The organism is Cellulomonas terrae (genome assembly GCF_007990265.1).
GTDB lineage: Bacteria > Actinomycetota > Actinomycetes > Actinomycetales > Cellulomonadaceae > Cellulomonas > Cellulomonas terrae.
In genome coordinates, this window is the sequence record NZ_BJWH01000021.1 from 1 (window position 1) to 17,964 (window position 17,964).

General features: G+C 72.7%; 15 protein-coding genes. 4 read left to right on the forward strand and 11 right to left on the reverse strand.

What is annotated here, in order from left to right; translation table 11 throughout:
* Window positions 1–96: 96 nt before the first annotated feature.
* The 3 genes from CTE05_RS16265 (at window position 97) to CTE05_RS16275 (ending at window position 3,462) form a co-directional block, all read left to right on the forward strand.
* Entirely contained in the window at window positions 97–780 is a 684-nt protein-coding gene (locus CTE05_RS16265; RefSeq protein ID WP_146847361.1) for a hypothetical protein, read from the forward strand.
* An 82-nt stretch (window positions 781–862) separates the two neighbouring features.
* Window positions 863–2,815 (forward strand): sensor histidine kinase, encoded by a 1,953-nt coding sequence (locus tag CTE05_RS16270; protein ID WP_146847362.1) that lies wholly within the window; start codon window positions 863–865, stop codon window positions 2,813–2,815.
* Window positions 2,812–3,462, forward strand: a complete 651-nt coding sequence (locus CTE05_RS16275) for a response regulator (protein WP_146847363.1) — start codon at window positions 2,812–2,814, stop codon at window positions 3,460–3,462. Before CTE05_RS16270 ends, CTE05_RS16275 begins: the two co-directional genes overlap by 4 nt.
* Window positions 3,463–3,468: 6 nt before the next feature.
* Here CTE05_RS16275 and CTE05_RS16280 read toward each other — a convergent pair whose 3' ends face one another.
* From CTE05_RS16280 to CTE05_RS16330, 11 genes are all read right to left on the reverse strand, one after another.
* A complete protein-coding gene (locus CTE05_RS16280; protein ID WP_146847364.1) occupies window positions 3,469–5,292 on the reverse strand; it encodes an ABC transporter ATP-binding protein in 1,824 nt (607 codons plus the stop codon).
* Entirely contained in the window at window positions 5,289–7,154 is a 1,866-nt protein-coding gene (locus tag CTE05_RS16285) for an ABC transporter ATP-binding protein (RefSeq protein WP_146847365.1), read from the reverse strand. Before CTE05_RS16285 ends, CTE05_RS16280 begins: the two co-directional genes overlap by 4 nt.
* A gap of 43 nt (window positions 7,155–7,197) precedes the next feature.
* Entirely contained in the window at window positions 7,198–7,956 is a 759-nt protein-coding gene (locus CTE05_RS16290; RefSeq protein ID WP_146847366.1) for an SDR family oxidoreductase, read from the reverse strand.
* A gap of 40 nt (window positions 7,957–7,996) precedes the next feature.
* Window positions 7,997–9,301, reverse strand: a complete 1,305-nt coding sequence (locus tag CTE05_RS16295) for an aspartate aminotransferase family protein (RefSeq protein ID WP_146847367.1) — start codon at window positions 9,299–9,301, stop codon at window positions 7,997–7,999.
* Window positions 9,302–9,368: 67 nt separating this feature from the next.
* The gene (locus tag CTE05_RS16300) at window positions 9,369–10,523 is read right to left on the reverse strand and encodes an ABC transporter substrate-binding protein (RefSeq protein ID WP_146847368.1); all 1,155 of its coding nucleotides are present in this window, start codon (window positions 10,521–10,523) and stop codon (window positions 9,369–9,371) included.
* A gap of 60 nt (window positions 10,524–10,583) precedes the next feature.
* Window positions 10,584–11,345 (reverse strand): ABC transporter permease, encoded by a 762-nt coding sequence (locus CTE05_RS16305; protein ID WP_146847369.1) that lies wholly within the window; start codon window positions 11,343–11,345, stop codon window positions 10,584–10,586.
* Window positions 11,342–12,133 (reverse strand): ABC transporter ATP-binding protein, encoded by a 792-nt coding sequence (locus CTE05_RS16310; protein ID WP_146847370.1) that lies wholly within the window; start codon window positions 12,131–12,133, stop codon window positions 11,342–11,344. Before CTE05_RS16310 ends, CTE05_RS16305 begins: the two co-directional genes overlap by 4 nt.
* On the reverse strand, window positions 12,130–13,065 hold the full coding sequence (locus CTE05_RS16315; protein WP_146847371.1) for an ABC transporter permease: 936 nt from the start codon (window positions 13,063–13,065) through the stop codon (window positions 12,130–12,132). Before CTE05_RS16315 ends, CTE05_RS16310 begins: the two co-directional genes overlap by 4 nt.
* Window positions 13,062–14,078 (reverse strand): TIGR03842 family LLM class F420-dependent oxidoreductase, encoded by a 1,017-nt coding sequence (locus tag CTE05_RS16320; protein ID WP_146847372.1) that lies wholly within the window; start codon window positions 14,076–14,078, stop codon window positions 13,062–13,064. Before CTE05_RS16320 ends, CTE05_RS16315 begins: the two co-directional genes overlap by 4 nt.
* An 11-nt stretch (window positions 14,079–14,089) precedes the next feature.
* Entirely contained in the window at window positions 14,090–15,508 is a 1,419-nt protein-coding gene (gene hydA, locus CTE05_RS16325) for a dihydropyrimidinase (RefSeq protein WP_146847373.1), read from the reverse strand.
* Window positions 15,509–15,524: 16 nt separating this feature from the next.
* Window positions 15,525–16,373, reverse strand: coding sequence for a nitrilase-related carbon-nitrogen hydrolase (locus CTE05_RS16330; RefSeq protein WP_146847374.1), 849 nt, complete (start codon window positions 16,371–16,373; stop codon window positions 15,525–15,527).
* Between the two features lie 221 nt (window positions 16,374–16,594).
* On the opposite strand from CTE05_RS16330, the gene CTE05_RS16335 reads away from it, so the two are divergent.
* Window positions 16,595–17,947 (forward strand): aminotransferase-like domain-containing protein, encoded by a 1,353-nt coding sequence (locus CTE05_RS16335; protein WP_146847375.1) that lies wholly within the window; start codon window positions 16,595–16,597, stop codon window positions 17,945–17,947.
* Window positions 17,948–17,964 lie beyond the last annotated feature (17 nt).

Genomic DNA, 17,964 nt, shown 5'->3' on the forward strand with positions numbered 1-17,964 from the left:
CGGGCGTCGCGCCCTGGTGCCCGGGACGCGCGCCCGCCGACGCTCCTCGGGAGATCGCCGGTGAGCCCACCGGCGCCGACCCGAAGGAGCACATCGATGTCCAGCACCACCGTCGAGCCGTCCGCCGGCCAGACCCGTCGATCCGTCCCCGGCAGCAGCCGCGCGTGGGCGTGGACGGGCGTCGCCGCCGGGGCCCTCGGCCTGGCCACCATCCAGGCGTCGCTCGCCGCGTCCGTCGACTGGGACAAGACCCAGGGCGATGCGGTCGCGATGCTCGCCGACGCGGCGACGAAGCAGTCCTCGTTCCTGGTCTTCCACGTGCTCGCCGCCGCGTGCGCCGTGGTGATCCCCGTCTTCGCGGCCGGGCTCAAGCGCCGGATCGACCAGCGCACCCCGGACGGCTCACTGCACGGGACCGTGGCTGCCTGGGGGCTCGTGCTCGTGTCCGTCGCGCTCCTGCTGGGCAGCGGTCTGGACACGCAGTTCTCGCTGGCCCTGTCCGACCCGGACGTGCTCGTGCCCGAGTCCGCCGCGTTCTACACCGACTGGGTGGCGACCATCTCCTGGCTGTGGCTCGGCGCCGGGCTCTCGGGCGTCGCGCTCGCCGTCGCCGCGTTCCGGCACTCGGCCGCGCCCCGCTGGGTCGGCGCCGTCAGCGTCGTGCTCGGCGGGCTCACCCTGATCGCCGGGCTGTCGCCCCTGCAGTACATGGCCGGGTTCACCGGACCCGTCTGGCTGCTGGTCGTCGCGCTCGGGTTCGCCCTCGGCGACCGTCGCTGAGGTGAACACGCTCCACGCCCCCGCGAGGTTCACCCTCGCGGGGGCGTACCGCGGCCACGGAGGCACCCCCTACGGTGGCGCCATGACGGTGGCCGACGACGACGCCCGCCGCTCCGGACACCCTCGGCTCGCCGTGGTCGTCGCCGTCCTGACCTGGGCGGTCACGCTCGCCGCCGTCGTCCTGCGCGTCGCGGCCCGCGTGGCGATGGACCCCGACCTGCTCTTCTTCGTCGTCGACGCGATGGTGGGCGTGGTCTACGGGACGGTCGGCGCCGTCATCCTGGCCCGTCGCTCGCACCCCGTCGGCTGGCTCGTCGCGCTCACCGGTGCCGGCGGCGCGCTCGCCGCGCTGGGCAGCGCGTGGGGGACGTACCAGTCGGGCCACCCGACCCTCCCCGAGCTGCCCGTCCTGACCGCGACCGTGAGCTGGGCCTGGGTGCCCGGCACGCTCGCGCTCTTCCTCGTCGTGCCGTGGCTGGTCCGGGACTCGCCGTTGTCCCGTGGCGCCTGGACGGGGATGGTCGCGGGAGCCCTGCTGACCCTCGCTCTGACGGTCCAGCGCCTGCTCCTGCCCATGGCCGACAACACCACGCTCCTGGCGGGCGTCGTCGTGCTCGGCCTGGTCACCGCTGCCGCGACCGGCTGGCGGTACCGGCGCGGTCCCGTGCGCGAGCGACCCGGGCTGGGACTGCTCACCGTCGGCACCGCCCTGATGGCCCTGTCGTTCGTGCCGCTCCTGCTCGTCGACTCCCCGCCCGAGATGATCTTCGCCGTACCCCTGGCGCACCTCGCGTGCCAGGCGCTGTTCCCCGTCGCGCTGCTGGTCACCGTGCTGCGCAACCGGCTGTGGGGCATCGACCTGGCGGTCAGCCGGGCGGCCGTGGCCGGTCTGCTCACCCTCGGGCTCGCGGTCGTGTACGCGCTCGTCCTCGTCGCCGCGACGGTCGCGGTGGGCGGTGGGGCCGTCGCGCAGGTGATCGCGACCGTCGGCGTCGCGGTGGCGGTGCAGCCCGTGCACTCCTGGCTCGGCCGCCGCGTCCGCGCGCTCGTCTACGGCGAGTCGACCAGCAGCGCCGCGCTGCGGGTCGGGCGCCAGCTCGCGGGCGGCACCGAGCTCCTCGACGGGCTCACGTCTGCGGTGGCCGAGTCGCTGCGGCTCGAGTCGGTGACGGTGACGGGCGACGAGCACACCGCGCAGTGGGGCGCCGCGACGTCGACGCCCGTCCGCCGGACGCTCGAGCACGCGGGCCGCCCGATCGGCTCCCTCGCCGTCACGGTCCGGCCCGGCGAACGGCTCGACGCGCGGACCGGCGAGTCCCTCGACCACCTGCTGCCCGTCGTCGCGGCCGGGCTCGCCCTCGTGCAGGGCGCGGCGGACCTCGAGCGCGCCCGCGACGCCGCCACCCGCGCCCGGCTCGCCGAGCGCCGGCTGATCCGCCGCGAGCTGCACGACGGCATCGGCCCGTGGCTCTCGGGGCTGCGGCTCGGGCTGCAGGGCGCTCGGAACACCCTGACCCGCGACCCGGCGGCAGCCGACACGATCCTGGACGCCCTCCAGGCCGAGGTGGAGCAGCGTGTACAGGACGTGCGGCTGCTCTCGCGGAGCCTGCTCCCGCCGCTGCTCGACAGCGAAGGTCTCGGGCCGGCCTTGCGCGAGCTCGCCCGACGAACCGGCGACGGCGGTTTCGACGTGCGGCTGGACCTGGCCGCCGACGACCTCACCGACCTCGACCCCCGGGTGACCGCCGCCGCCTACGCGATCGTCAGCGAGTCCGTGGTCAACGCGTCCCGGTACAGCGGCGCCGAGGGCTGCACGGTGAGCGTGACCGTCCAGGACGCCTCGCTCGTGGTCATCGTGCTCGACCTCGGCAGCGGGATTCCCGCCGGGTCACCGTCCGGCGTGGGCCTGCGGTCGATGCGCGAGCGTGCCGACGAGCTGGGTGGCGTCGTCACGGTCGAGCCCCACCCTCCCGGCGGCACGCGCGTGCACGCCGTCCTGCCCCTCGACCCCGCCCTCGTCCGGAGCCTCTCGTGACCATCAGCGTCGTGGTCGTCGACGACCACCCCGTGTTCCGGATCGGCATGGCCGCGCTGCTCGACTCGCTGCCCGGCATCCGCGTGACCGGGCAGGCCGCCAGCGCCCGGGAGGCCGGACCCCTGCTCGCCTCCGGCACCGACGCCGACGTCGTGCTCATGGACCTCGACCTCGGCGACGGCTCCGGCATCGACCTCACCCGCGAGCTCCTGCAGCAGCACCCGGACCTGCGCGTGCTCGTGGTCACCATGCACGAGGACGACGACGCCGTCGTGGCGGCCGTCCGCGCCGGCGCGCGGGGGTACCTGGTGAAGTCCGCACCGCCCGACGCCGTGGAACGTGCCGTCCGCGCCGTGGCGGCGGGCGAGATGATCCTGTCGCCCGCCGTGGCGCAGCGCGCGATGGCCTACGTGCTCGGTGGGCGGACCGCCGCGCGTCTGCCGTTCCCGCAGCTCACCGACCGGGAGCGCGAGGTCCTCGACCTGGTGGCCGCCGGGCTCGACAACGAGACGATCGCCCGGCGCCTGCGTCTCAGTCCCAAGACGGTGCGCAACCACCTGGCGAACGTGCTGGCACGGCTGGCGCTGCCCGACCGGTCGGCCGCGATCGTGCGCGCCCGGGAGGAAGGGCTCGGGACGAGCGGCTGACGTCGTCTACGCGGTCCGGCGCAGCGAGCGCTGCCAGTCGGCGTGCAGGTCCGCGAACCGACCACCGGCCGCCACGAGCTCGGTGGGCGAGCCGTCCTCGATGATGCGGCCGTCCTCGATGACCAGCACGCGGTCCGACCCCATGACCGTCGAGAGACGGTGCGCGATGACGACCGACGTGCGGTCGGCGAGCAGGGTCTGCAGGCCGACCTGGACCAGCGCCTCCCCCGGGAGGTCCAGCGAGCTGGTCGCCTCGTCGAGGATCAGCAGCGCCGGGTCCGCCAGGAACGCGCGCGCGAACGACACCAGCTGGCGCTGCCCGGCCGACAGCCGCACACCGCGCTTGTCCGCCTCGGTGTCGTACCCGTCGGGCATCGCCGCGACGAGGTCGTGCACGCCGACCGCACGCGCAGCCGCCTCGATCTCCGCCGGGGTGGCCTCGGGCTTGCCGAGCGCGATGTTCGCGCTGATCGAGCCCGAGAACAGGTACGCCTCCTGCGTCACCATCACGACGGCCCGTCGCAGGTCGGCGGGCTCGATGTCGCGCAGGTCGAGCCCGTCGAGGCGCACGGCTCCCTCGCGGACGTCGTAGAACCGGGCGAGCAGCTTCGCGATCGTCGACTTGCCGGCGCCCGTCTCGCCGACGAGGGCGATCGACTGCCCGGCCGGGATGTGCAGGTCGACGTGGGGCAGGACCGTGGGCCCGGTGCCGTAGCCGAACTCGACGTCGTCGAACCGCACGTCGCCGCGGGCCTGAGCGAGCCGCTGCGGGTGCACGGGTTCCGGGACGGTCGGCTCCTCGGCGAGCAGCGACGCGAGCTTCTCGAGTGCCGCGGTCGCGGACTGGAACGAGTTGTAGAACATCCCGATCTGCTGCAGCGGGTTGAAGAACCGCCGTGCGTACAGCACCGCGGCGACGAGCACCCCGACCTCGATGCCGCCCTCCAGCGCACGCAGGCCGCCGACCAGCAGGACCGCCGCGACCGTGACGTTCCCGATCAGCGTCAGGCCCGTGTCGAAGACGCCGTTCAGCCGGATCGACCTGGCGTTGGTGTCGCGGTAGTCCTCGGCCAGCTCGCCGTAGACACCCCGTACCTGGGGCTCGCGGCGGAACGCCTGCACCGCGCGGATGCCGGTCATCGTCTCGACGAACCGGACGATGAGCCGCGCCGCCGCCGTCCGCTGCTTGCGGTACTGCACCTGCGACCGCACCTGGAACCACCGCGTGAGGACGACACCGGGCACGACCGCGATGAGGAGCACGAGCCCGCTGCGCCAGTCGAGGAGCACGAGCGACACCGCGGTGAACACCATCGCGAGCACGCCCGACGCCAGCGTGGTCACGCCGCCGTCGAGGAGCTCGCGCAGCGCGTCCACGTCCGAGGTCTGCCGCGAGATGATCCGGCCCGACGTGTACTTCTCGTGGAACTCCAGGCTGAGGCGCTGCGTGTGCCGGAACACCCGGCGCCGCAGGTCGAGCAGCATCGTCTGGCTCACGCGGGCCGACGCCCGGACGGTCGCGGCCGTCAGCAGCCCGCCGAGCAGCGCGGCTGCGAGGTAGGCGGCGGTCGCGAGCGTGATCGGTCCGGCGTCGCCGTCCGTGAGCGCCGGGAGCGCCTGGTCGATGCCGTAGGCGACGAGCGCGGGACCGGCGACGGCCGCGAGCTGCGCGCCGACGACCAGCGCGGCGGTCGCCCACGCGGCACCGGCGACCGGCCGGAGCAGGGACCGCAGCAGGCCGAGGGACCGGCGCCGGATCCGTCGTGACTCGGCGGCCGAGGTCGCGTCGTCGGAGCCCTCGGCGGTCACGGTGCTCACCGGCGCGCTCACGGCCGCACCTGCGCGAGCTCGTCCGACTCCGCGTCGTCCGTGCCGTCCGCGTCGTCCAGCGCCGACAGCGCGGTCAGCACGTACCGGTAGTGCGGGTGCGTGGAGAGGAGGTCGGCGTGCCTGCCGACGCCGGTGATGCGCCCGTCCTCCAGCACCGCCACCCGGTCAGCCAGCGCGACCGTCGAGGGCCGGTGCGCGACGACGAGGGTGGTGGTCCCGGTGAGCATCTCGCGCAGTCGCGCCGTCACCGCGGCCTCCGTGGTGACGTCGAGGGCCGAGAGCGGGTCGTCGAGCAGCAGCACGCGGGGGCGGACGGCGATCGCGCGGGCCAGGGCGATCCGCTGCCGCTGCCCGCCGGAGAGGCTGAGACCCTCCTCGCCGATGATCGTGTCGAGCCCGTCGGGCAGCCGGTGGGCGAACCCGGCGCGGGCGACGTCGAGCGCCTCGGCCACCAGGTCGTCGGCGGCCTGCCCGGTCAGGTCGCTCCCGAGCAGCACGTTCTCGCGCACCGACGCCGAGAACAGGATCGGGTCCTCGAACGCGATCGACACGGCCGCACGCAGGTCCGCCCGGCTCAGGTCGCGCACGTCCACCCCGTCGATCCGGACGCTGCCCGCGGTGACGTCGTAGAGCCGCGGGACCAGCTGGAGCAGGGTCGTCTTGCCGCTGCCGGTGAGCCCGACGAGCGCCATGGTCTCGCCCGGCTCCAGGACCAGGTCGATGCCGGCGAGGATGTCCGTCCCGCCCCGGGGCTGCCCGTCCGCCGTGGCGGTGCGCGGGTGCGCGAAGTGGACGCCCGACAGCTCCACCCGCGAGCCGGCCGGGTCGGCGACGGGCAGGGCGACCGGCTGAGCGGGGTCCCGCACGGCCGAGCCGGTGTCCATGACCTGCAGGTACCGGTCGGTCGCGGCCTTCGCGTCGAGCGTCATCGCGAGCAGCATCCCGAGGCGTTCCACCGGGCTGTTCACGACCGCCGCGGTGGCGAAGAACGCGACCAGCGCGCCCACGCTGAGCTCGCTGCGGGAGGTCAGGACGACCCCGAACCCGAGCGACACCGCGAGGATCGCCTCCGGGATGGCCCCCAGCGCGAACGAGACGCGGGAGAGCGTCCTGGCCTTGTGCACCTCGGTGCTGCGCAGCTCGTCGGCCTGCCGGGCGAAGTCGTCGAGCGCGTCGTCGCCGCGGCCGAAGGCCTTGAGCACCCGGATGCCGTGCACGGACTCCTCGACCGTCGTGGCCAGGTCCCCGGCCTGGTCCCGGGCCCGCCGTGCGACGACCTTGTAGTCCTCGCGGAACCGGAAGCCCAGCCAGATCATGGGCACCGCACCGACGAGGTACACCAGCCCGAGCACCCAGCTGGTCGCGATCATCAGTCCGATGCCGACGACGACCGTCGTGCCGCTGACCAGCAGCATCACGAGCCCGAACACGGTCCACCGCCGGATCGTCCCGAGGTCGGACATGATCCTCGACAGCAGCTGACCGCCCGACCAGCGATCGTGGAACTCCACGGGCAGGTCGAGCAGGTGCTGGAACAGGTCGGTGCGCATGTCCCGCTCGACCGTCGTGCCCGGCGTGAGGATGAGCGCACGTCGGCACCACACGAGGAACGCCTCGAGCACACCCAGCCCGAGCACGAGCAGCGCGCCGAGGATCACGCCGCGCTGCGACCCCTCCGTCAGCAGCGGACCGTTGACGATCACGCGCAGGACCTGCGGCACCGCGAGCGCGAGCAGGGACGCGCCGAGGGCGGTCAGCCCGCCGAGCGCGATCCGCGGGAGCGCAGGCCTCGCCCAGCGACGCAGGCGCAGAAGGACCCTGGTGGTGGACTCGGGAGGTCGTGCGGGTGGAGCGGAGGGCACGTCTCCACCCTACGGAGGCCCTCCGACAGTTGCCTGGTCGATCTCAGGCGTCGGTCCGCACGATCCGGTTGTTGCTCGCCTGTGCGCGCGGGCGGACCACCAGGAGGTCGATGTTGACGTGCGGCGGCCGGCCGAGCGTCCACGCGATCGCGTCGGCGACGTCGTCCGCGACGAGCGGCTCGTACCCGGCGTACACGGCGGCGGCCCGCTCGCTGTCCCCGTCGAACCGGACCATCGAGAACTCCTCGGTGGCGACGGCGCCCGGTGCGATCTCGATGACCCGGATCGGCTCGCCGAGGATCTCCCAGCGCAGCGTCGTCGCGAGCATCCGCTCGGCGTGCTTGGCGCCGACGTAGCCCGCACCGCCCTCGTACGTCCCGTGCGCGGCGGTGGAGGTCACGACGACGATGTCGCCGCCGTCCCCCTCGCGCAGGTGCGGGAGCAGCGCCTGCGTGACCCGCAGGGTGCCCAGGACGTTGAGCTCGTACATCTGGCGCCAGTGGTCGAGGCTCGACGACTCCACCGGGTCGAGGCCGAACGCGCCGCCCGCGTTGTTGACCAGCGCGTCGAGCGGCCCGCCGTCGGCCACCTGCGCCGCGAGCCGCGCGACGTCGGCGTCGTCCGTGACGTCGGCGACGATCGTGTCCGCACCGGTCTGGTCGGCCAGCGCGGCCAGGCGGTCGGCGCGCCGAGCGGTCGCGACGACGTCCCAGCCCTCAGCGCGCAGCCGCCGGACGGTCGCGGCGCCGATCCCGGAGGAGGCACCCGTGACGAGGGCGCGTCGGGGCGTGCTTGTGCTCATGCGGAACTCCAGAAGGGTGGTGGCGGGGCTGGGCAGAAGGCTAGGCGACCTCGGCGAGGACCTCGGTCAGCAGTCCGAGACCGGTCTCCGCCTCGTCGGGGGTGACGACGCACGGCGGCACGACGTGCACGCGGTTGTCCGCGAGGAACGGGAGCAGCCCGCGGGCCAGCGCACCCGCCTTGACCCGGCCCATGAGCGCGGCGTCGACGGGCTCGCGCGTGGCCTGGTCCGTGACCAGCTCGACGGCCCAGAACACCCCGAGCCCACGCACCTCGCCGACCAGGGGGTTCGTCGCGGCCAGCTCCGCCAGGCCGGGACCCAGGACGTCGCGGCCGATCGCGGCGGCGTTCTCGACGATGCCCTCGTCGGCCATCGCGTCGAGCGCCGCGACGATCGAGCCCATCGCGAGCGGGTGCCCCGAGTAGGTCAGCCCGCCGGGGAACACGCGGTCGTCGAAGGTCTTCGCGATCGGCTCGCTGAGGATCACGCCGCCCGCGGGGACGTAGCCGGAGTTGACCCCCTTGGCGAACGTGATGAGGTCCGGCACGACGTCGAACGAGTCGAAGGCGAACCACTGCCCGGTCCGGCCGAACCCGGCCATGACCTCGTCGAGGATGAGCAGGATGCCGTACCGGTCGGCGATCGCGCGGACGCCGGCGAGGTACCCGGGCGGCGGGACGAGCACGCCCGCCGTGCCGGGGATGGTCTCCAGCAGGATCGCCGCGACCGACGACGGCCCCTCGGCCTGGATCACGCGCTCCAGGTGGTGCAGCGCACGCTCGGACTCCTGCTCGGGGGTGGTCGCCCAGAACTCCGAGCGGTACAGGTACGGCCCGAAGTGGTGCACGTGCCCCCGGGCGTACTCGTTGGGCACGCGCCGCCAGTCCCCCGTCGCCACCACGGCCGCACCGGTGTTGCCGTGGTACGAGCGGTACGCCGACACCACCTTGTCGCGGCCGGTGTGCAGGCGGGCCATCCGGATCGCGTTCTCGTTGGCGTCGGCCCCGCCGTTGGTGAAGAAGACGCTGCTGAAGCCGTCGGGCGCGTGGCTGAGCACCTTCTCGGCGGCGCGGCCACGCGTGAGGTTCGCCGTCGCGGGCGCCACCGTCGTGAGCGTCGCGGCCTGCTCCTGGATCGCCGCCACCACCCGGGGGTGCTGGTGGCCGATGTTGGTGTTCACCAGCTGGCTGGAGAAGTCCAGGTACCGACGGCCCGCGTGGTCCCACACGGTCGACCCCAGCCCGCCGGCGATGACCAGCGGGTTCAGATGTGCCTGCGCCGACCACGAGTGGAAGACGTGCTCGCGGTCGAGACGCAGCGCCGTCGCGTCGTCGTCGGTGGTCATGGTGCCTCTCCTCCTGGTGCGGGACCGCGCGCGGGCGCCGTTCTCGACGCCCGCGCGCGGGGACTGCTCAGTTGCCGCCGGCCTCGAGTGTGACCTCGATGGGCTCGAAGTCCTCGCCGGACACGTCGACGCCCTCGTCCCTCAGCTCGGCCAGAGCCTGCTCGACGTACTCGTTCGTGTACGCCTCGGCGTCGGGCTCGGTCGTGATGACGGTGGCACCCTGGTCGTTCTTCGTGGTGAGGGCGACGTCGACGGTCTGCGCCCACGCGTCCTCGTCGATCATCCCGATGCCGTCGGGCGACGGCCAGATCAGCTTGTTGATCTCGTTGGTCTGCCACAGCTGGTGGCTGTTGCCCAGCTGCGAGCCCTGGGCCACGACGATGTCCCGGGCCTCCTCCGGGTTGTCGCGTGCGTAGATCCACCCCTTGAGGCTCGCCTTGATGAACTTGACGGTCGTCTCCTGGTACTCCTCGTCGGACGCGAGCTTCTCCGAGTTCGCCCAGATGGCGTCCTGGAGCATCGCCGTGCCCTCGTCGTTCCAGTCGATCGCCGTGAAGTCGTCGGCCGTGTACAGCTCGCCCGTCTCGGGGTTCTCCGCCTCGAGCAGCTGCGCGTACTCGTTGTAGGTCATGGCCTGCGCCGCGTCGATGTCGCCTGCCAGGAACGCGTTCATGTCGAACTGCTGCTGGACGAGCGTGACGTCGGTCGCCGGGTCGAGGCCCGCCTTGGTCATCCCGGCGAACAGCTCGAACTCGTTGCCGTAGCCCCAGTTGCCGACGGTCTTGCCCTCGAGGTCGGCCGCGGTGGAGATGCCCTTGTCCGCGAACGAGACCTGCAGCGTGCCGGACCTCTGGAAGATCTGGGCGACGTCGGTGATCCCGGCGCCCTGCTCGCGCGACGCGAGCGCCTTGGGCACCCACGCGATCGCGTAGTCGACCGAGCCGTCGGCCAGCACGGACTGCGGCACGATGTCGGTGCCACCCTCGACGATCTGCACGTCGAGACCCTCGTCGACGTAGTACCCCTGGTCGATCGCCGCGTAGTAGCCGGCGAACTGGGCCTGCGTGAACCACTGCAGCTGGAGCTTGACGGGGATCAGCACCTCGGAGCTCATCGAGGGCTCCTCCTCCGCCTCCCCGCCGCTGTCCGAGCTGCATCCCGCCAGGACGAGCGCTGCGGCGACGCCGACCGCGCCCCACGCCGTAAGCCGGTTGAGTCTCATGATCAATCCTCTCGTTGGCTGTGCGATGGATCCGGCCTGGCGTCGCTGGCAGGCGGACGTCTAGCCCCCTTGGCGCCTCGCGACGGTGCGCTCGAGCGCGAGGGTCGCGAGGTAGAACACGAGTCCGAGCAGGATCGCGCCGAGCACGAACGCCCACGCCCGGGCGTAGGCGCTGTTCGACGCGGCCGACGTGATGCGCGAGCCGAGGCCGTTCTGCAGCCCGCCGAAGTACTCCGCGACGATCGCGGCGATGACGGCCGTCGACGACGCGATCCGCAGGCCGGTGAACAGGTACGGCAGCGCGCCGGGGATCGTCACCGTGCGCGTGATCTGGCGGGGCGTCGCCGCGTAGGCCTTCAGCAGGTCGCGGTGCACCGGCTGCACCTGCCGCAGCCCGCGCAGCATGTTGACGAACACGGGCGCGAAGACGACGACGGACACCACCAGCCGTCGCGGGGTCGTCGAGGTGGTGCCGAACATCGTGTTCAGCGCGGGCGCCAGGGCGACGATCGGCATGACCGACAGGGCTGCCGCGGTCGGTGACAGGAGCGTGTCGGCCATCCGGCTGCGCGCCGCGACGACGGCCGCGCCGACGGCCACCACGCTGCCGACCACGAGACCGACCAGCACGTTCATGCCCGTGGCCAGCGCCGCGGACCAGACGAGCGGCAGGACCAGGACGAGCTGCTCGACGATCGCGGTCGGGCTCGGCAGCAGGTACGGCTTGATGCCCGCCCCCACGACGAACGCCTGCCAGAGCAGCAGCGCGAGGACGCCCAGGACGACCGGGGCGACCCAGCGGCGGACGGCGGAGGCGGTCATCGCAGGTCCACCCCGCGCGCCGTGACCGGCGTGCCGTGCAGCGCCTCGCGGACGGCGGTGACCGCCGCGAAGAACGACGCGTCCTCCCGCAGCCCCTCCCCGCGCACGTCGCCGAGGTTCACCGGCACGACCGCGCTGATCCGGCCCGGTCGCGGCGACATCACGACCACCCTCTGCGACAGGAACACGGCCTCGGGGATCGAGTGCGTCACGAACACGACAGCCGCGCCGCTCTCCGCGCAGATCCGCACCAGCTCGGTCTGCATCCGCTCTCGGGTCATCTCGTCGAGCGCCCCGAACGGCTCGTCCATGAGCAGCAGGCTGGGCCGCTCCGCGAGCGACCGCGCGATCGCGACGCGCTGCTGCATGCCCCCGGACAGCTGGTGCGGGAAGTGCCCGGCGAAGTCGTCGAGCCCGACGAGCGAGAGCAGCTCCCTCGCCCGCCCGGCCCGCTCCGCCTTGCCCACGCCGTGCAGCTCCAGCGGCAGCTCGACGTTCGCCGTCACGGTCCGCCACGGCAGCAGGCCGGCCTGCTGGAACGCGATGCCGTAGTCCTGCGCCTCGCGGGCCTGCTGCGGGGTCTTCCCGAAGACGGTGAGCTCACCGGTGGTGGGCGCGTCGAGGTCCGCGATCAGGCGCAGGAGCGTCGACTTGCCACAGCCGGACGGACCGATGAGCGCGACGAACTCGCCTGCCGCGACCGTGAGGTCGATGCCCTCCAGCGCGACCACGTCGCCGGACCGGGAGGAGAAGACCTTCCCGACGCCCCGAGCCTCGACGGCACTCATCTGACCTCCGCGTAGCGATACCGGCCCAGACCGAGCCCGAGCAGGGACACCAGGCCGGCGGCGACCAGCCCGAGCAGTGCGGCCGCGGCGATCGCGGCCCACGGCTTGGCCGGGTCGCCGCTCGCGGACTGGGCGTAGCTGATGATCAGTCGGCCGATCCCGCCCTTCGTGCCGGTCGACACCTCCGCGACGATCGCGCCGACCACGGCGGTCGCCGCCCCGAGCCGCAGCGCGGGCAAGAGGTACGGCACGCTCGCGGGCAGCCGCAGCGAGAGCATCGTCCGGTTCCAGCTGGCCGCCTGCGCACGGAACAGCTCGACCTGCGCAGCGGGCGGCGACTGGAACCCTCGCAGCGCGCCGATGGTCACGGGGAAGAACGCCAGGTAGCTCGCGATGAGCGCGACCGACATCCACCGCTGCCACTCGAACGTCCCGACGTGGATGCGCCCGCCCCAGCCGACCACCAGCGGCGCGAGCGCGATGAGCGGGACCGTCTGGCTGAGCACCACCCACGGCACCAGCGCGGACTCGGCCAGCTGCCAGCGCTGCATGAGCGCGGCGAGCAGCAACCCGCCGATCGACCCGACCAACCAGCCCGCGAGCGCGACCCGCAGCGTGAACCAGCAGGCGGAGAGCATCGCGCTCAGCACCGTCGGCGACCCGGTGGCCGACGTCTCCGGCTGGAGCACCCGGTCCACGATGTCCCACACGTGCGGCATCGCCAGGTCGTCGGTCCGCGGCAGGACGCTCGCCTCGCCGAGGTGCCCGCCGCCGTCGGGGACGACGACCTTGACCAGCTCCCACAGCGCGGCGAGCAGGAGGACCGCGAGCACCCCGACGAGGATCCGTCGGCCCACCGTCGACCTCTCGCGCGGGCGGACGGGCACCGGAGCGGTGCGCTCCGGCGCGAGCGTGGTGGCCAGGTCGGTCATGCGGTGGCCACGACCGGGGTCGCCAGGGCGGGGATGACGTGCTCCCCGTAGACGCGCATCGTCTCCTCCTTGTTGTCGTGCTGGAGGTAGCCGGCGAACTGGGTGACGCCGAGGTCGCGCAGGGCCTCGAGCCGCTCGACGTGCTCGGCGGCGGAGCCGAGGATGCAGAACCGCTCGACGATCTCGTCCGGCACGAACGCTGCGTGCGTGTTCCCCGCGCGGCCGTGCTCGTTGTAGTCGTAGCCCTGCCGGCCGGCGATGTAGTCGGTGAGCGCCTTCGGCACGGAGGAGTCGGCGCCGTACCGGGCGACGATGTCCGCGACGTGGTTGCCCACCATCCCGCCGAACCACCGGCACTGCTCGCGCATGTGCTCTCGGTCGTCGCCGACGTACATGGGGGCGGCGACGCAGAACTTCACGGCGTCGGGGTCCCGTCCCGCCTGCTCGGCCGCGTCCCGCACCACCTTGATGGTCCACGCGGCGATGTCCGGGTCCGCGAGCTGCAGGATGAACCCGTCGCCCACCTCACCGGTGAGCTGGAGTGCCAGCGGACCGTACGCGGCGACCCAGATGTCGAGCGTCGACCCCCGTGACCACGGGAAGTGCACCTTCGCGCCGTTGACCTCGACGGACCGGTCGTTCGCCAGCTCGCGGATGACGTGCACCGACTCGCGCAGCGTCGCCAGGTTCGACGGCCGCCCGTGCAGGGTCCGCACCGCGGAGTCGCCGCGGCCGATCCCGCAGATCGTGCGGTTCCCGTACATCTCGTTGAGCGTGGCGAACAGGGACGCGATGACCGTCCAGTCCCGCGTCGCGGGGTTGGTCACCATGGGCCCGACCATGACCCGGCGGGTGGCCGCGAGGATCGCCGAGTAGATGACGAACGGCTCCTGCCACAGCAGGTGCGAGTCGAACGTCCACACGTGGCTGAACCCGTGCGTCTCGGCCAGGCGCGCCAGCTCGACGGTGCGTGAGGCCGGTGGGTTGGTCTGCAGGACGACGCCGAAGTCCATGGGGTGCCCTTCTACAGGAGGTACTGGGACAGGCCGCGCGGCACGTACTTCCCGTGCCCGGCGCGTCCGCGGAAGCCGGTCTCGTCGACCACGACGGACCCTCGCGACAGGACGACGTCGACGTGCCCGTCGATCTCGTACCCCTCCCACGCGGAGTAGTCCATGTTCATGTGGTGGGTCTTGCCCAGGCCGATCGAGGTGTGCCCGGCCGGGTCGTAGACCACGACGTCGGCGTCGGCCCCCGGTGCGATCACGCCCTTCCTCCCGTACAGCCCGAACATCCGCGCCGGGGTGGTCGACGTGAGCTCGACCCACCGCTCCAGCGTGATCTGCCCCGTCACGACCCCCTGGTACATGAGGTCCATCCGGTGCTCGATCGAGCCGATCCCGTTCGGGATGGCCCGGAAGTCACCGACCCCCAGGTCCTTCTGGCCCTTCATGCAGAAGGGGCAGTGGTCCGTGGAGACCATCTGCAGGTCGTTGGTCCGCAGCGCCTGCCACATGTGCTCCTGGTGACCCTCGGCCCGCGAGCGCAGGGGTGTGGAGCACACCCACTTGGCGCCCTCGAAGCCTGGTGCTCCCAGCTGCTCCTCGAGGCTGAGGTACAGGTACTGCGGACACGTCTCGCCGAACACGTTCTTGCCGTTGTCCCGCGCCCACGCGAGCTGCGCGACCGCCTGCTTGGCGCTCACGTGCACGACGTACAGCGGGGCGTTGGTGACGTCGGCCAGCATGATCGCCCGGTGCGTGGCCTCCTCCTCCAGCTGCCACGCGCGTGCGATGCCGTGGAAGTACGGGTCGGTCTTGCCCTGCGCGACGAGCTGGGCGGCGAGCACGTCGATCGCCGGGCCGTTCTCGGCGTGCATCATCGTGAGCAGCCCGAGGTCGGCCGCCTTCTGCATGGCCCGCAGGATCTGTGCGTCGTCGGAGTAGAAGACCCCCGGGTAGGCCATGAACAGCTTGTAGCTGGTCACACCCTCCGCGACGAGGCCCTCCATCGCCTTGAGCGAGTCCTCGTCGACGCCGCCGACGATCTGGTGGAACCCGTAGTCGATCGCGCAGTTCCCCGCCGCCTTGTCGTGCCACGCCCCGAGCCCGTCCAGGACCCGCTCCCCCGCGCGCTGCACGGCGAAGTCGATGATCGTGGTCGTCCCGCCCCACGCCGCGGCGCGGGTCCCGCTCTCGAACGTGTCCGACGCGTTCGTGCCCCCGAACGGGAGCTCCATGTGGGTGTGCGCGTCGATGCCGCCGGGGATGACGTACTTGCCCGTGGCGTCGATGACCTCGTCGACGGATGAGGCGAGATCGTGCCCGAGCAGCGTGGAGCCCGGGCTGAGGACGGCGGCGATGGTCTCGCCGTCGATGAGCACGTCGGCGGCCGTCCGCCCGGTCGCGCTGACCAGGGTGCCGCCGGTGATGAGCGTCGTCATGACAGTGCCTCCTCGGTCACGGAGCCACGATCGGGCCGTACGCGTCCGGCCGGCGGTCGCGGAAGAACTGCCACCGCTCCCGCACGACGCGGATCTGGTCGAGGTCCAGGTCGCGGACGATCAGCTGGTTCTCGGTCGACGAGCCGACCTCGCCGACGTAGTTGCCGTCGGGTCCGACGGCGTACGACGAGCCGTAGAAGTTGACCGCCTGGTCGCCGTACTCGTTGTCCTCGAGCCCCACGCGGTTGTTCGCGACGACGAAGATCCCGTTGGCGACGGCAGCGGCGGGCTGCTCGATCTCCCACAGCTTGTTCGAGATGCCCGGGGCCGTGGCGTTCGGGTTGAACACGATCTGCGCGCCGTTGAGGGCCAGCACCCGCCACCCCTCCGGGAAGTGCCGGTCGTAGCAGATGTTCACGCCGATCGTCCCGACGGCCGTCTCGAACACCGGGTACCCCAGGTTGCCGGGGCGGAAGTAGAACTTCTCCCAGAACTTCGGCAGGTTCGGGATGTGGTGCTTGCGGTACTTGCCCAGGTAGCTGCCGTCGGCGTCGATGACCGCGGCCGTGTTGTAGAGGACGCCGGGCTGCTCCTCCTCGTACACGGGGAGCACCATGACGATGCCGAGCTCCTTGGCCAGCGCGGCGAACCGCTCGGTCGTCGGGCCCGGCACCGCCTCCGCGTAGTCGTAGTAGGCGGTGTCCTGCGTGATCCCGAAGTACGGGCCGTAGAACAGCTCCTGGAACGCGATGATCTGCGCACCCTGCGAGGCGGCCTCACGGGTCCAGGCCTCGTGGAGCGCGATCATCGACTCCTTGTCGCCCGTCCAGGTGGCCTGGGTGAACGCGACGCGTACGACGGTCATAGGGCTCCTCCGCATCTCTGTCGACCGGCCTCGGAGCCCCACGCGGCGCCTGAGTGCCCGTTCTTGGCACCGTAGCCTGGAATGTGACTGTCCGGGTTGAACATTTCTGCACTGTTACTGAGGAGTACCCGGACGCGAACATCGGCACCGCCCACGTAAACATCTGCACCGTCTCGCGGAGGGTCTCCTCGGTCCCGCCCGCGGCGTGCATCCTGACCGGCATGGACCTCGCCTCCCACGTCGACGACCGCAGCCCGCGCGGCATCGCCGCGACCGTGGCGCGCCTCGTCCGCGGCGGTGACCTGCGCCCCGGCGACCGGCTGCCGACCGTCCGCACGCTCGCCGCCGACCTCGGCGTCAGCCCCGCGACCGTCAGCGGCGCCTGGCAGGCGCTCTCGGCCGTCGGCATCGTGATCTCCCGCGGGCGCGCCGGCACGGTCGTGCTCCCGCCCCCGGCCAGCTGGCTCCCGCCGCGCTACCGCGAGCTCGCCGGCGGCGCACCCGCACGGCTCGACCTCTCGACCGGCACCCCCGACCCCGAGCTGCTGCCCCTGATCGGCCCCGCGCTGTCCCGCGTCGCCCGCCAGCGACCCGCAGCCGACACCGGCGCCTATGTGACCTCCCCCGTCGTCCCCGCCCTCGAGGTGCTGCTGCGCGACTCCTGGCCGTTCGCACCGCAGCGCATCACCGTGGTCGACGGAGCGCTCGACGCCATCAGCCGCACCCTGGAGCGGGTCGCCGGTTACGGCTCCCGCATCGCGGTCGAGGACCCCGGTTTCCCACCGCTGTTCGATCTCGTGGACCAGCTCGGCCTCGAACGCGTGCCGGTCACGCTCGACCGGCACGGGATGCGTCCCGACGCGCTCGAGCGGGCGCTCGACGCCGGGGCGGGCGTCGTCGTCGTCCAGCCGCGCGCCCACAACCCGACCGGCGTGAGCATGACCTCGACGCGCGCCCGCGAGCTCGCCGCCGTCCTGCGCCGGCACGACGCCCTCGTCGTCGAGGACGACCACTCGGGCGAGATCGCGTCCGCCCGCGACGTCAGCCTCGGGTCGCTCCTGCCCGACCGGGTCGTGCACGTCCGCTCCTACTCCAAGTCCCACGGCCCCGACCTGCGCATCGCCGCCGTCGGCGGACCCGCCTCCGTGCTCGACGGCCTCGTCGCCCGCCGCATGCTCGGCCCCGGCTGGACCAGCCGCCTCCTCCAGCACGTCCTCGTCGACCTGCTCACCGACAGCACCGCCATCGAGGCCGTCGCCCACGCCCGACGCGTCTACCACGCCCGCCGCCGAGCCCTGCGCGACGCACTCGCCGGCCACGGCATCACGATCGATCCCGGCGACGGCATCAACGTCTGGCTCCCGGTCCACGACGAGCGCACCGCCCTGGTCCGCCTGGAGGCCGCCGGCATCCGCGTGGCCCCGGGGGCACCGTTCTCCGCCGACGGAGGGCAACCGGCGGGCCCGCTCGCAGCAGACGCTGCCGAGGGCGGCCATGTCCGCATCACGGTGGGCCTGCTCGGAGCCGAGGTCGACGACGTCGCGCTGGCGCTGGCCCTCGCCGCTGCACCCTGACGCCTGCACGTGCGACC

What these genes read in the sequence shown, in the direction of transcription:
- CTE05_RS16265 (WP_146847361.1), top strand. Translation starts at nt 97, where the DNA reads ATGTCCAGCACCACCGTCGAGCCGTCCGCCGGCCAGACCCGTCGATCC.
- CTE05_RS16270 (WP_146847362.1), top strand. Translation starts at nt 863, where the DNA reads ATGACGGTGGCCGACGACGACGCCCGCCGCTCCGGACACCCTCGGCTC.
- CTE05_RS16290 (WP_146847366.1), bottom strand. Translation starts at nt 7,956, where the DNA reads ATGAGCACAAGCACGCCCCGACGCGCCCTCGTCACGGGTGCCTCCTCC.
- CTE05_RS16295 (WP_146847367.1), bottom strand. Translation starts at nt 9,301, where the DNA reads ATGACCACCGACGACGACGCGACGGCGCTGCGTCTCGACCGCGAGCAC.
- CTE05_RS16300 (WP_146847368.1), bottom strand. Translation starts at nt 10,523, where the DNA reads ATGAGACTCAACCGGCTTACGGCGTGGGGCGCGGTCGGCGTCGCCGCA.
- CTE05_RS16305 (WP_146847369.1), bottom strand. Translation starts at nt 11,345, where the DNA reads ATGACCGCCTCCGCCGTCCGCCGCTGGGTCGCCCCGGTCGTCCTGGGC.
- CTE05_RS16310 (WP_146847370.1), bottom strand. Translation starts at nt 12,133, where the DNA reads ATGAGTGCCGTCGAGGCTCGGGGCGTCGGGAAGGTCTTCTCCTCCCGG.
- CTE05_RS16315 (WP_146847371.1), bottom strand. Translation starts at nt 13,065, where the DNA reads ATGACCGACCTGGCCACCACGCTCGCGCCGGAGCGCACCGCTCCGGTG.
- CTE05_RS16320 (WP_146847372.1), bottom strand. Translation starts at nt 14,078, where the DNA reads ATGGACTTCGGCGTCGTCCTGCAGACCAACCCACCGGCCTCACGCACC.
- hydA (WP_146847373.1), bottom strand. Translation starts at nt 15,508, where the DNA reads ATGACGACGCTCATCACCGGCGGCACCCTGGTCAGCGCGACCGGGCGG.
- CTE05_RS16330 (WP_146847374.1), bottom strand. Translation starts at nt 16,373, where the DNA reads ATGACCGTCGTACGCGTCGCGTTCACCCAGGCCACCTGGACGGGCGAC.
- CTE05_RS16335 (WP_146847375.1), top strand. Translation starts at nt 16,595, where the DNA reads ATGGACCTCGCCTCCCACGTCGACGACCGCAGCCCGCGCGGCATCGCC.